Source organism: Bordetella genomosp. 6 (genome assembly GCF_002119705.1).
Classification (GTDB): domain Bacteria; phylum Pseudomonadota; class Gammaproteobacteria; order Burkholderiales; family Burkholderiaceae_B; genus Bordetella; species Bordetella bronchiseptica_F.
The window spans coordinates 1,784,607-1,797,150 of record NZ_CP021107.1; the positions used below are offsets into that span (position 1 = coordinate 1,784,607).

At 72.1% G+C, this 12,544-nt stretch carries 12 protein-coding genes; 11 read left to right on the forward strand and 1 reads right to left on the reverse strand.

Going from position 1 to position 12,544, the window contains the following annotated elements; genetic code table 11:
• The first annotated feature begins 49 nt into the window (after positions 1-49).
• The 10 genes from CAL11_RS08425 to CAL11_RS08470 all read left to right on the forward strand — a co-directional run bounded on the left by CAL11_RS08425 (position 50) and on the right by CAL11_RS08470 (position 11,324).
• On the forward strand, positions 50-784 hold the full coding sequence (locus CAL11_RS08425) for a TcpQ domain-containing protein (protein ID WP_086094532.1): 735 nt from the start codon (positions 50-52) through the stop codon (positions 782-784).
• Complete coding sequence (locus tag CAL11_RS08430) at positions 781-2,358, forward strand: hypothetical protein (RefSeq protein ID WP_086092657.1); 1,578 nt, start codon at positions 781-783, stop codon at positions 2,356-2,358. Before CAL11_RS08425 ends, CAL11_RS08430 begins: the two co-directional genes overlap by 4 nt.
• A gap of 4 nt (positions 2,359-2,362) precedes the next feature.
• Positions 2,363-3,637: a type 4b pilus protein PilO2 gene (locus CAL11_RS08435; protein ID WP_086092658.1), complete on the forward strand. Its 1,275-nt coding sequence runs from the start codon at positions 2,363-2,365 to the stop codon at positions 3,635-3,637.
• Entirely contained in the window at positions 3,612-4,091 is a 480-nt protein-coding gene (locus CAL11_RS08440; protein WP_244172923.1) for a hypothetical protein, read from the forward strand. The genes CAL11_RS08435 and CAL11_RS08440 overlap by 26 nt, the downstream gene beginning before the upstream one ends.
• Complete coding sequence (locus CAL11_RS08445; RefSeq protein WP_086092659.1) at positions 4,088-5,803, forward strand: ATPase, T2SS/T4P/T4SS family; 1,716 nt, start codon at positions 4,088-4,090, stop codon at positions 5,801-5,803. The genes CAL11_RS08440 and CAL11_RS08445 overlap by 4 nt, the downstream gene beginning before the upstream one ends.
• The gene (locus CAL11_RS08450) at positions 5,796-6,929 is read left to right on the forward strand and encodes a general secretion pathway protein (protein WP_086092660.1); all 1,134 of its coding nucleotides are present in this window, start codon (positions 5,796-5,798) and stop codon (positions 6,927-6,929) included. Before CAL11_RS08445 ends, CAL11_RS08450 begins: the two co-directional genes overlap by 8 nt.
• A gap of 37 nt (positions 6,930-6,966) precedes the next feature.
• Positions 6,967-7,572: a type 4 pilus major pilin gene (locus CAL11_RS08455; RefSeq protein ID WP_015063949.1), complete on the forward strand. Its 606-nt coding sequence runs from the start codon at positions 6,967-6,969 to the stop codon at positions 7,570-7,572.
• Positions 7,569-8,387 carry a hypothetical protein gene (locus CAL11_RS08460; RefSeq protein ID WP_086092661.1) on the forward strand — a complete coding sequence of 273 codons (819 nt, stop codon included), beginning with the start codon at positions 7,569-7,571 and terminating at the stop codon, positions 8,385-8,387. The genes CAL11_RS08455 and CAL11_RS08460 overlap by 4 nt, the downstream gene beginning before the upstream one ends.
• Positions 8,388-8,458: 71 nt before the next feature.
• Positions 8,459-11,083, forward strand: coding sequence for an alanine--tRNA ligase (alaS, locus tag CAL11_RS08465; protein ID WP_086092662.1), 2,625 nt, complete (start codon positions 8,459-8,461; stop codon positions 11,081-11,083).
• Complete coding sequence (locus tag CAL11_RS08470; RefSeq protein ID WP_015063946.1) at positions 11,070-11,324, forward strand: sulfurtransferase TusA family protein; 255 nt, start codon at positions 11,070-11,072, stop codon at positions 11,322-11,324. The genes alaS and CAL11_RS08470 overlap by 14 nt, the downstream gene beginning before the upstream one ends.
• 64 nt (positions 11,325-11,388) lie before the next feature.
• Here the strand turns inward: CAL11_RS08470 and CAL11_RS08475 are convergent, their stop codons facing one another.
• The gene (locus CAL11_RS08475) at positions 11,389-11,970 is read right to left on the reverse strand and encodes a hypothetical protein (protein WP_086092663.1); all 582 of its coding nucleotides are present in this window, start codon (positions 11,968-11,970) and stop codon (positions 11,389-11,391) included.
• Between the two features lie 305 nt (positions 11,971-12,275).
• Between CAL11_RS08475 and rpsP the strand changes: the two genes are divergently transcribed.
• Entirely contained in the window at positions 12,276-12,536 is a 261-nt protein-coding gene (rpsP, locus tag CAL11_RS08480) for a 30S ribosomal protein S16 (RefSeq protein WP_010926757.1), read from the forward strand.
• Positions 12,537-12,544 lie beyond the last annotated feature (8 nt).

The following is a 12,544-nucleotide window of genomic DNA, read 5'->3' on the forward strand; positions in this document are numbered from 1 at the left end:
CCATGCCTGGCATCCCGCGGCCGTCGCGCCGCCTTGCCAGGAAAGTCGCATGGTTCGATCGCTGTTCGTAGTGTGCCTGCTGGCCATCATGGTGCAGGCCTGCGCAGGCCCGGGTCCGGATGCCTGGGCCGAGGCGCCGGCGGGCCAGTACCGCTTCGACTGGCGCCTCTCGGGCGATCCGGCGGTGGCGCCGCTGCAAGTGTTCGACGACTCCCGGCGCATCTGGCTGCAGTTCGCGCCGGGCCAGCCGGTGCCGGCCATCTTCGCGCATGGCGCGGGCGGCGAGCGTCCGGTGCCGTACGTGCGCCGCGACCCCTACATCGTCGTGGATGGCGCCTGGCCCGCGCTCAGCCTGCGGGGTGGCCGCTATGTGGCGCGCATACAGCGCGCCGGCGCGCCGGCCGCCCGCGCCGAGGCGTCGGCCCCGCCCGCCACGCCCGCCTCCGAGGTTCCGGCCGCCGCCACTGCCGAGGCCCCGCCGCCGGCGCCGCGTTTCCAGGCCGCGCCGCCCGACCAGACCTTGCGGGCCGTGCTGGCGCGCTGGGCGCGCGCCGCCGGCTGGACCTTCGAGCCCGAACACTGGACTCTCGACGTCGATATTCCGCTGGCGGGCAGGGCCGAGCTGCCGGGTGATTTCAAGGCTGCAGTGCGCGCGCTGCTGGCCACCACCGAATTGTCCGAGCGGCCGGCGCAGCCGTGCTTCTACGCCAACCGGGTATTGCGCGTCGTGCCGCTGGCGCAAGCCTGCGACCGCACGCGCGCGGCCGCGCCGGGGCTGACATGAAGGCGCGGCGCCTGGTCGCGGCGGGCCTGTTGCTGGCGCTCGGCGGATGCTCCCTGTCGCAGCAGATGCAGGCCATGCGCGACGCCGCGGCGTCCCTGCGCGCCCGCCTGCTCGAAGGGCAGCAGGCCGTGGGCCGGGGCGGCGAGCGGCCGGCGCGCGAGGCCGCCCAGGACGTCGCGCGGCCCTGGCTGGCCGGGCGCGCCCAGCCGCTGGCCCGCGACGTGCTGCTGCCGCCGGCGCTGCGCGCCGATGTCGATACGACCTTGCTGTTCGCGGGCAAGAGCACGCTGCCCGTGCTGGCCGAACGCCTGCATCGCGCCACCGGCATCGCCGTGCGCGTGCATCCGGACGCGCTGCTGCCGCGCGCCGCTTTCCTGCCGCGCCTGGCCGAGCAGGCCGAACTGGCGGCCGAGCCTGGCGGCCAGGCCGAATTGCGGGCCGGGCCGCGCCCGCTGGCGGACATTCTCGATGCGCTGGCCGCGCAGCTGTATGTGCACTGGCGTTACCATCGCGGCGCCATCGAGTTCTACCGCACCGAAACGCGGGTCTTCGATGTGCATACGCTGGCGCTGGCCGCCAGCGCGCAGGCGCGGCTGGGCCGCGCCGGCGGCGACGAGGCCGGCGGTTTCGACCACGCCTCCAGCACGGTGCTGAGCACCGACGCCGGCAAGGCGCTGCAGGCCGTGCGAGACCGCGTCGCCGCCTTCCTGACGCGCGCCGGCGTCATCGCCGGGATCGAGGCGGGCGGAAGCACACTCGCGGTTACCGATACGCCGGAGGCGCTCGAACGCATCGAACAATACCTGCAGCGCGAAAACCGTTCCCTGACGCGCCGGGTGCGCCTGGTTTTCGAAGAACTCACCGTGCGCACCACGGCCGCCGCCGAGGGTGGCATCGATTGGCAGGCGGTCTACGCCAGCGCGCGCGCCGCGGCATCCTACGCCATGCCCGGCGGGGCCGGCGCGGCGGGCGCGCTTGGCGCCCACGTGCTGGCGGGGCCCTGGCGCGACGCGCGCGCCCTGATCGCCGCGCTGAGCACCATGGGGGCGGTGCTGCGCCATCGCAGCATACCCATGCTGACGCTGAACCGGCGCGCCGTCACCCACGCCGTGCGCACCACGTTCTCCTACGTGGACCAGGTGCAGCGCCTGGGCCAGGGTTCGGCGGCGCCCGATGGGCGCGACGTCGCGCCGGGCCTGGCCGTGCAGCAGAAGCGCGAGACCGTGGGCACGTTCCTCACGTTGTTGCCCGAGGCGCGCGATGACGGCCGCATCCTGCTCTCCATTTCCTATGACAACACCACCGCCCAGCCGCTGCGCACCCTGGCCTTCGGCGAGGGCGGCCAGCAGGTGTCGCTGCAGCAGATCGCCATCGACGGCAGCGGCATCGTGCAGCAGGTCGAACTGTTGCCGGGCCAGCCCGTCATCCTGTCGGGCTTCGACCACAGCGAAGATCAATACGAACGCCATCGCCTGTTCCCCGATGCGCCGCTCGCGGCGGGCGGGCACGACCGCACGGCGCGCGAGCGGGTCACGACCGTGGTCATGGTCACCGCGCAGATCGACGAGGGCTGACCCCATGGGCGCGACCACGCATCCACCGCTGGTGCTGCAACAGACGCAGGGCGGGCCCGCGCTGGCCTTCGGGCTGACGTGGTTCGCCGTGCTGGGCAGCCACGCCGCGCTGCAGGGGCGGGCCCGCGCCCGCGCCTTGCGCGCCACGCATTACGTGGTGGGCGGCCGGCACGCGGTTGCCGCGGGTTGCGCGCGCCTGCCGCGCCGGTATGGCGCGATGGCGGTCCACAGCGCGGCGCAGGCGTACGCCAATCTGCACCCGGAGGGCGCGCAGGCAGGCGTGGCCAGCCTGCCGGACGGGCAGGGCTGGCTGATCGCCGTGCAGGACGGCGCGGTGCTCGCCAGCGCCGACCGCCTCTTCGCGGACGCCGCCCAGGCGCAGGCCCGACTGCGCGCCCTGCTGGCGCAGCGTCCCGATCTGCGCGAGGCGCCGGCCCAGGATGCGCTGGATGCCTTGCTCGCCAGGCCGGATCCCGCCGCCCGCCTGGCGCCGCTGGCCTCGCGCTGGTCGCGTGTGCCGGTCGCGGCGCGAGCGGGCGCGCTGGCGCTGGCCGTGGCTGGCGGCGTCTCGCTGTGGCGCAGCGCGCACCAGGCGCCGCCGCCCGCCGCGCCCGATCCGCGGGCCGCCTGGCGGGCCGCCCAAGCGGAGTTCCTGCGCGCCTGGCCGGTGCATACCAGCAACGAGCTGGCGCGCGTGCTCGACACCTTGCAGGCCTTGCCGTTGCGGGTCGCCGGCTGGGCGCTGCGGCAGGCGCAATGCGTGCCGGGCCCGGCGTGGCAGTGCGACGCCGACTACCACCGCGTCGATGTGGCCGCCACCAGCCTGGCGTTTGCCGCCGCCGTGCCGCCCGGCTGGCAGATGCGGCTGCACACGCTGGAACATACGCGGGTGGCCTGGATACTGGCCGGCGACCGGCAGGGGCTGGATCGCGCTACGCCGGCCTCGCCGGCCGACACGCTGGCGCTGGCCGCCACGCTGCAGCGCGCCAGCGCCGCCTTCACGCATGTCTTCGTGGGCGCTTCGCAAGCGCTGGCCGGCCCGGTCTGGGACGGTCCGCCCGAGCTCGCGCCGCCCCCCGCGCCCGCGCTCCACCGGCGCGAACTCGTGCTCGACGGGCCCCTGCGTTCGCTGGCGCTGGTGTGGCCGCTGTCGGCGCCCATCGGATGGACCGCGGTGTCCCTGCGCGTGGTCCCGGATACGATCGCGACGCTGCGCGCCAGCGTACTGTCGCTGCATCTTCAAGGATCCCTCTATGAGCAGACGACTTCCCGTTCCTAGCGGGGCATCCCTGTTGGCCGCGGTATCGGCCCTGACGGCCCATGCCGCGCTGGCACAGCCGGCCACGCCGCCCGCGCCGTGGCCGCAGGCCGACACCGTGCGCGAGCTGCTGCGGCGAGAAACCCTGGCGGCCGCGCGGGCGCCGCGGTCCCCGGCCCCGGGCGAGGCAGCGCGGGCCGCGCCCGGCCGGCGCGACGACCGCATCGTATTGCTGGCCATCTACGGCGTCGGCGCGGCGCTGCGCGCCGAAGTCTCCATCAACCGGCGCCATTGGCGCTACCTGGCCGGCCAGCGCAAGCCGTCCGGCCAGGCGGCCGAGGCCCGCTACCAGCTCGATGGCATCGACGCGCCATGCGTGCACCTGCGCAAGGGCGCGGCCCGCCATACGGCCTGCCTGGGGCCGGCCGCGAGCCTGGACAGCGGCGCGGCGCCCGCCACAGGCGAGGCGCCATGAGAATGCGTTCCCACAGGCCGGCCCTGCACGGCGCGTGCCCGACGCTCGCGCCGTTCGTGGCCGACTACGAGGCGCTGGGCCGCCTGCGCCCCGCGTTCGTGCGCGCGCTGGCGCGGGAGTTCGACCTGGGCGCCCTGGCGGGACGCCTGTGCCCGGTACTGCTCGAAGGCAGCTACGCCGCCCTGTTCGCGCTGGCCGATTACGTGCACGGCGACCAGGCCGACGAGCTCGAACGGCTCATGCGCAAGCGCGGCTACCGGCTGGCGGCGCCGGCGCGCTATGTCTTGCCCTCGCCCTTGCTGCTGGCCGTGGCGCGCGAGGCGTCCGGCGCCCCGGGCCTGCACGCGGCCGAGCATCCCGCGCAACGGCGCACGGCGCTGCAGGCGCTGTTCTTCGACATGGTGCGCTGGGGCGTGCGCCACGGCGCCAGCGATCTGCACCTGCATGCCGACCGGCGCGCCGCGGCCGCGCAGGTTCGCTACACCGTGGGCGGCGCCTATGTGGCCGCGCCATGCTTCCAGGGCCTGTCGCACGCCTGCCTGCTCGAAATCCTCGCGGTGGCCTGGATGGACGTGCGCGCGGGCAATGGCGCGGTGTTCGATCCGCGCGCCGAACAGCAGGGGCGCATTACGCTGCAGGTCGACGAGGTGCCGGTCGTGCTGCGCTGGGCCTCCCTGGCGACGGATCACGGTCCGTCGGTATGTTTGCGCATCCTGCGCCAGGACCAGCCGCACGGCGGGGGCAGCCTGGCGGAACTGGGCTATCTGCCGGCGCAGGTCGCCACGCTCGAGCGCGCCTGCCAGCGCGCCGGCGGGGCGGTGGTGCTGGCGGGCACGGTGGGGGCCGGCAAGTCCACCACGATCGCCGCCATGCTGCGCGGCCTGCCGGCCGAGCGCAAGCTGGTCACCCTGGAGGACCCGGCCGAGTACGCCATCGCCAACGCCTTGCAGAACAGCGTGAGCCGCTCGCTGGAAGGGGAGGCCGGCGCGCCGTTCGATGCCAAGCTGCTGACCATCAAGCGCTCCGCCATGCACGACCTGTACCTGGGCGAAGTCCGCGATCGCCAGACCGGGCGCGTCTTCACGGAACTGGCCGGCTCCGGGGTCAGCCTCTACACCACGACCCATGCCGGCTCCGCCTTGCTGATCCCGGAGCGCCTGGCGTCCGACTTCATCGGCGTGTCGCGCGACTTCCTGGCCACGCCCGGCGTGCTCAAGCTGCTGGTCTACCAGACCTTGCTGCCGCGCCTGTGTCCGGCATGCGCCTTGCCCCTGGCCGTGCTGTGGCGCCGCGACGCCGGGCGGTCCCATGCGCAACGCCTGGCCTGGCGCTGCTGGGCCGCGCGCCTGCGCCGCGCCGGCGTGGCGCTGGAGCAGGCGCGCGTTCGCAACCCGGCCGGCTGCGAGGCTTGCGCGGACGCCGGCTTGCCGGCCTTGCGCGGCTACGCGGGCCGCACTGTCGTCGCCGAACTGCTCGAGCCCGAAACCGACACCGTCCTGCTCGATCTCATCCGCCGGCGCGACAATCCGGCGCTGCGCCGCCTGCTGGGGCGGCGCGCGCGCCGGCGGGCGCCCGATGCGCCGTTGCGGGCGGTCGATTGCGCCTGGCGCAAGGTCGAGGCCGGAGGGGTGGATCCGCGCCTGGTCGAACGCAGCTTCGCGTTGCCGCCCGCCTTGCGCGCGCCGACGGGCGCGGAGGGCGGCCATGGCTGAGCATGCGGCGCTGGCGTCGGCCTGGCGCGCGGACGGCGCGCTGGTCCAGCGGCTCGACGCATGGCGCTTCGGCGCCGAGCGGGCCGATTATTACGAATACCTGGCCGACATGCTGGAAGGCCTGCAAGGGCGGCAGACCCTGCGCGACATCTTCGAGGCCGACGCGGCGCGCCATGGGCAGGCAAGCGTGCGCGGCCGCCTGGCGCGCCGCTGGCTGCATCGCTACCAGGATTGCGGCGGCGACCTGCGCGCTACCTGGTCGGGCTGCCTGCCCGAGGGCGATTGCGCGCTTCTGGCGCTGGCGCAGTCGGCGGGCGGCGGCGCGCTGGGCGTCGTGTTGCGCGATCTGGCGCACCTGACCCGCCTGACGCAGGGGCTGCGGCGCGAGTTCTGCATGACGACCGCCGCCGGCATCGTCGCCATGGCGGTGGCCTGCGCCTTGCTGGCGGCCGTGCCGGCCTTCAGCGCGCCTCGCCTGCGCCTGGTATTCCAGGCCGTGCCGCCGGATTACTACGGGGCCTGGTCGGCCGGCCTGTTCGCGCTGGCCAGGCACGTCGAGGCGGCCTGGCCGGCGGCAGCGGCGGCATTGGCGGTCGCGGCGGCGCTGGTGTGCTGGTCGCTGCCCCGCTACACGGGGCGCGCGCGCATGTTCCTGGAACGCTGGCAGCCATGGCGCCTGTACCGCGATATGCAGGCGGTCCGCTTCCTGGCGCTGGCCACCGTCCTGTTGCGCCAGCGAGGCAACATCGACACGCGCCTGCGCACCGCGCTGCTGGTCCAGGGGGCCGACGCGCCGCCATGGCTGGCCTGGCACCTCGAGCGCATGCTGCTGCGGGTCGACGCCGGGGCGGTCGACGCCAGCGTGTTCGATACCGGGCTGTTCGAGCCCGCGCACGCCTGGTTCATGGCCGACATGGTCGCTGCGCATGGCCTGGCAGCCGGGCTGGCGCGGGCGCGCATGCGCGTCGAGGCGCACATGCTGCCGCGCCTGCGGCGCCAGGCGCAAGGCCTGCGCTGGGCGCTGCTGCTGGGCGCGGTGGCGGCGGTGCTGGCCCTGGCGTTGTGGCATTACGCCGCCATCGACGATCTACGGCGCGCACTGGTCAGTTTCTACGCCAGCCAGTAAAGCCCGGCAGGCGTTTCTTCAAGCAGGAGCATTCTTCATGTCGCACACGATTCCGTCCGGCCGCCAAGCCGGCTTCTCCCTGGTGGAGGTGTCCATCGTCACGGCCATCGTCTTGCTGGTGGCCATCATCGGCATTCCCGCCATCGGCTCGTATGTCATCGAAAGCAAGGTTCCCCGGGTCGGAGAGGAACTGCAGCGCTTCGTGGCGCGGACCAAGGCCAATGCGCAAGGCGATGGCGCCGCGCCGTACACGGGCATCGGCACGGCGTCGCTGGCGCATGCGCTGCGCGATTCCAGCGTGGTGTCGGTGCGCGGCGAGGGCGCCGGGGCGACGGTGGCGCACGGCCTGGGCGGGCAGGGGGTCGGCGCCAATGGCGTCATCAGCGTGGCGCCGGCCGCGCCGGGCGGCGCGCCGCCCGGATCGGCGTTCACGCTGACGCTGACCAATGTCAACGACGCGGCGTGCCCGGCGCTGGCCTCGGTCATGCAGCGCGTATCCGACATGATTGCCGTGCAGGGCAAGGCGGGGCCGGTGGTGGTCAAGAACGCGCTGGCCGTGCCGGCGTTGCCGTATCGCGCGCAGGCCGCCCAGGCGCAGTGCGTGGCGGGCGATCGCAACACTTTCGTGTTCACGGCGCGATGAGGTCCGCGCACACCCAGGGTGGCCTGGCCTTGCTCGAGCTGGCCGTGGCCGCCGCGCTCGCGGCGATGGCGGCGGTGTGGGCCGCCAACCGGCTGGTGCAGGATGCGCAGGACGCGGCCGCGCGCGGCGCCGGCGTCTGGCTGGGCGAAATCCAGCGCGGCCTCGAGCAATTGCTGCAGCGGCATTTCGATGCGCTGGCCGAAGGGCTGGCGCCGCGCGATGAGCGCGGGCGTGCGCTGTTTCGCGATGCCTGGCGTCCGACGCTGCCCGAGCTGCGGGCAGCCGGCCTGCTGGCAAGCTCGCTGCCCGGGCGCTCGCCCCTGGGCACGGGCGTGACCCTGCAGGTCAGGCGCGATCCGCATTGTCCATGGGCGGGCTGCCGGCTGGACGCGCTGGCCTGGCTCGATCGTCCCTTGCTGGACGGCCACGGGCAGATCGACCTGATGCGCATGGCGCCCCTGGTGGCGGCCACCGCCGGCCATGGCGGCTTCGCCTCGGCCGACGCGGTGCGAGGCGCGGCGTTTCGCTTTGCCAACCCGCCCTGGCCGGGCATGGCGCGGTTGCCCGCCGGCACGCCGCTGGCCTGGGCCGGCCTGGCGGCGGGCAAGGCGTCGGCGGCGTTCGGCGGGGCCTATTCGGTGAACTCCCACACGGGCTGCCGTTCGTACAGCGGCCATACCAGCCGCAACCCGCTCACCGGTCAGTGTTCGTGCCCGCCGGGTTACACGTCGGTCATCATGGCGCAGACCACCGACCGGGTGGACGGCGCGCCGGGGTTCAGCAGCTTCGTCTGCGTGCGTCCGGACAAGGGGTAGGGCGGCGGCGCTGGCATCGGTCTGCCGACCCTCTATAATCAAAAATTCGCCAAAATCCCGATTCATCCACGATGAAATCCTCTGAGATTCGCCAGAAGTTCCTGCAATTCTTCCAATCCAAGGGCCACACGATCGTCCCGTCGTCGTCCCTGGTGCCGGCCAACGACCCCACGCTGCTCTTTACCAACTCGGGTATGGTGCAGTTCAAGGATGTGTTCACCGGCAAGGAAGCGCGCGCCTACACGCGCGCCACGTCCTCGCAGCGCAGCGTGCGCGCCGGGGGCAAGCACAACGACCTCGAGAACGTGGGCTACACCGCCCGCCACCATACGTTCTTCGAGATGCTGGGCAACTTCAGCTTCGGCGACTACTTCAAGCGCGAGGCCATCCAGTACGCCTGGGAACTGCTGACCCAGGTCTACAAGCTGCCGGCCGAGAAGCTGTGGGTCACGGTCTACCAGGAAGACGACGAAGCCTACGATATCTGGGCCAAGGAAGTCGGCGTGCCCACCGAACGCATCATCCGGATCGGCGACAACAAGGGCGCCCGCTATGCGTCCGACAACTTCTGGCAAATGGCGGACACCGGCCCCTGCGGCCCGTGTTCGGAAATCTTCTACGACCATGGCCCGGACATCTGGGGCGGCCCTCCGGGCTCGCCCGAGGAAGACGGCGATCGCTATATCGAGATCTGGAACCTGGTGTTCATGCAGTTCGAGCGCGACGCCGCCGGCAACATGGAGCGCCTGCCCAAGCCGTGCGTGGATACCGGCATGGGCCTGGAGCGCATCGCGGCCGTGCTGCAGCACGTGCATTCCAACTACGAGATCGACCTGTTCCAGAAGCTGATCGCCGCCGCCGCGCGCGAGACCGGCGTGAAGGACCTGGCCGATAACTCCCTGAAGGTCATTGCCGATCACATCCGCGCCTGCGCCTTCCTCATCGTCGACGGCATCATTCCCAGCAACGAAGGCCGTGGCTACGTGCTGCGCCGCATCGTGCGCCGCGCCCTGCGCCATGGCTACAAGCTGGGCCAGACCAAGCCGTTCTTCCATCGCCTGGTCCCGGACCTGGTGGCCGAGATGGGCGACGCCTATCCCGAGCTGGCGCAGGTGGCCGAGCGCGTGGCGCAGGTGCTGCGCCAGGAAGAGGAACGCTTCGGCGAAACGCTCGAACACGGCATGAAGATCCTGGACGGCGCGCTGGCCAAGGTCGCCAAGGGCGGGCAGCTGGACGGCACCACGTTGTTCACGCTGTACGACACCTATGGCTTTCCGGTCGATCTCACCGCCGACATCTGTCGCGAACGCGAGGTCGAGGTGGACATGGCCGGCTTCGAGGCGGCCATGCAACGCCAGCGCGAGCAGGCGCGCGCCGCGGGCAAGTTCAAGATGGCCGAGGGCCTGAGCTACGAAGGCGCCGAGACGCGCTTCGAAGGCTACGAGAACCTCGAATTGAGCGGCGTCAAGGTGACGGCGCTGTACGTCGAAGGCACCCAGGTCGAGCAGGTGTCGGCGGGGCAGGACGCAGTCGTGGTGCTCGACGCCACCCCGTTCTATGCCGAGTCCGGCGGCCAGGTGGGCGACACCGGCCTGCTGGAGGCCGGCGGCGTGCGGTTCGCGGTGGCCGACACCCTCAAGATCCAGCCCGGCGTGTTCGGCCATCACGGCACGCTCGAAGCCGGCGCGCTGAAGGTCGGCGACACCTTGCTGGCGCGCGTGGACGCGGTGCGCCGCGCCCGCACGGTGCGCAACCACTCCGCCACGCACCTGATGCACAAGGCCCTGCGCGAAGTGCTGGGCGCCCACGTGCAGCAGCGCGGTTCGCTGGTCGACCCCGACAAGACCCGCTTCGATTTCGCGCACGACGCGCCCATGACGGCCGAGCAGATCGCCCGCGTGGAAGCCATCGTCAACGCCGAGGTGCTGGCCAACCAGGCCACGCAGGCCCAGGTCATGGCCTACGACGATGCCGTCAAGGGCGGCGCGATGGCGCTGTTCGGCGAGAAATACGGCGATACCGTGCGCGTGCTGGACATCGGCTTCTCGCGCGAATTGTGCGGCGGCACGCACGTGCAGCGCACCGGCGACATCGGCCTGTTCAAGGTGGTGTCCGAAGGCGGCGTGGCGGCGGGCGTGCGCCGCATCGAGGCGATTACCGGCGACAACGCGCTGGCCTGGGTGCAGGACCAGAACGCGCTGCTGCAGCGCGCCGCCGGCGTGCTGCGCGCCCCGGCGAACGAGCTGCCCGAGCGTATCGCCCAGGTGCAGGAACAGCTCAAGGCGCTCGAGAAAGAGCTCGAGCAGGCGCGGACCAAGCTGGCCGCCAGCGCCGGCAACGACCTGGCCGCCACGGCCACGGTCGAGGTCAAGGGCATCAAGGTGCTGGCCGCCAGCATCGGCGATGTGGATCCCAAGGCGTTGCGCGGCATGGTCGACAACCTGAAGGACCGCCTCAAGCCGGCCGTGGTCCTGCTTGCCGCCGGCTCGGCCGATGGCAAGATCAGCCTGGTGGGCGGCGTGACGGCCGACCTCACCGGCCGCATCAAGGCCGGCGATCTGGTCGGCTTCGTAGCCGGCCAGGTGGGCGGCAAGGGCGGGGGCCGTCCCGATATGGCGATGGGCGGCGGCACCGACCTGGCGGCTCTGCCGGCTGCCGTGGCCAGCGTACAGAAGTGGGTCGATGAGCGCCTCTGATACCGGCGGCCTGCCGTCCTACCAGCACGAGGTCGACGCCAGCGGACTGACCTGTCCGCTGCCCATCCTGCGCGCCAAGAAGGCGCTGGCGCAAATGGAAAGCGGCCAGGTGCTGCGGGTGGTCACCACCGACCCCAACGCCATCCGCGATTTCCAGGCCTTCGCGCGCCAGACCGGCAATACCTTGCTGGCGCAACACGAGGCCGAGGGCCGCGGCGAGCATTTCCTGCAGCGGCGCTGAGCGCCCGCCGGCACGCAAACGGCCCGCGCGAGCGGGCCGTTTGCGTAGGCGGGCAGGAGCGGGGCTAGCGGTTGCGCACGGCGGCGGCCAGCGCGCGCGTCACCGTGAAGTCGACCAGGTCGCCTTCCTTGAGGGTGCGCAGCTTTTCCTGCGCGGCGGCGCTGCGCAAATGGAAGGTCTCGCGGCCGCCTTGCGGGCCTTGCAGGATGACCGTGCGGCCATCCTTGGCGATGTGCCAGATTTCGGCCGTGATGGTCGTGCTGCGGCCCACCGCGCCTTGCGGCAGGGCGCCCTCCTTGGCGCGGGTGGCGACGGTCTCGCTGCGGACTTCCGGCACGCCGCTGCCCTTGGCGCGGGTGGCGATCGACACGGATTCGTAGTAGTCCACCCGCATGGTGTCGCCCACCTTGATGCGGTCGAAATTGCGCACTTCGGGGCCGGCCTGCAGGGGGACTTCGTTGCCCTGCGGACCGCGCACCGTCACCGTGCGAGTGGCGGGGTCCACCGCGGTAATCTGGCCTGTGACCGAGACCAGGGCGGCGTCGCCGACCCGCGCGGCCGCCGGCAAGGGGGCCGCCAGGATGGCGGCCAGGGCGCCGCAGGCAGCCAGGCGGGTAAGCGGGGCAAGAATCGAGCAATGCTTCATGATGGAAAGCTCCTTGTCGATGCGATGAAACAGCGGGCGGTGTATGCTTGCATACCTGCCGGGCCGGCTGCCTTTGCAGGCAGGCCGGCGCGCCGCTTGCGAGGGGCCTTGGGGCCGCCCGCGTGGCCGATCCCCCCGATTGCGTCACGCAAGCATACGCCTGTGGCGCTGGCGGCGTTCAGCGCAGTCGGGCATTCGCCCCATTTTTTATCTGTCCATAGGGGAAAAACGCAACTTCAGTTGCCACCAGGCAACTTTAAGTGCTAGAATTTCCCGTTTTTCACAACCAATTCAAGGGATTACCTATGCTGGTGATTCGTCTGGCCCGCGGTGGCTCGAAGAAGCGTCCGTTTTACAACCTGGTAGCTACCGATTCGCGCAATCGTCGCGATGGCCGTTTCGTCGAGCGCGTTGGCTTTTACAACCCGGTTGCCGCCGAAGGCACCGAGAATCTGCGCATCGCCCTGGACCGCGTGCAATACTGGACCGGCAATGGCGCGCTGCTGTCGCCCGCCGTCGAGCGCCTGGTCAAGGAATACTCGGCCAAGGTTTCGGCTGCTGCCTGAGCCCGCTG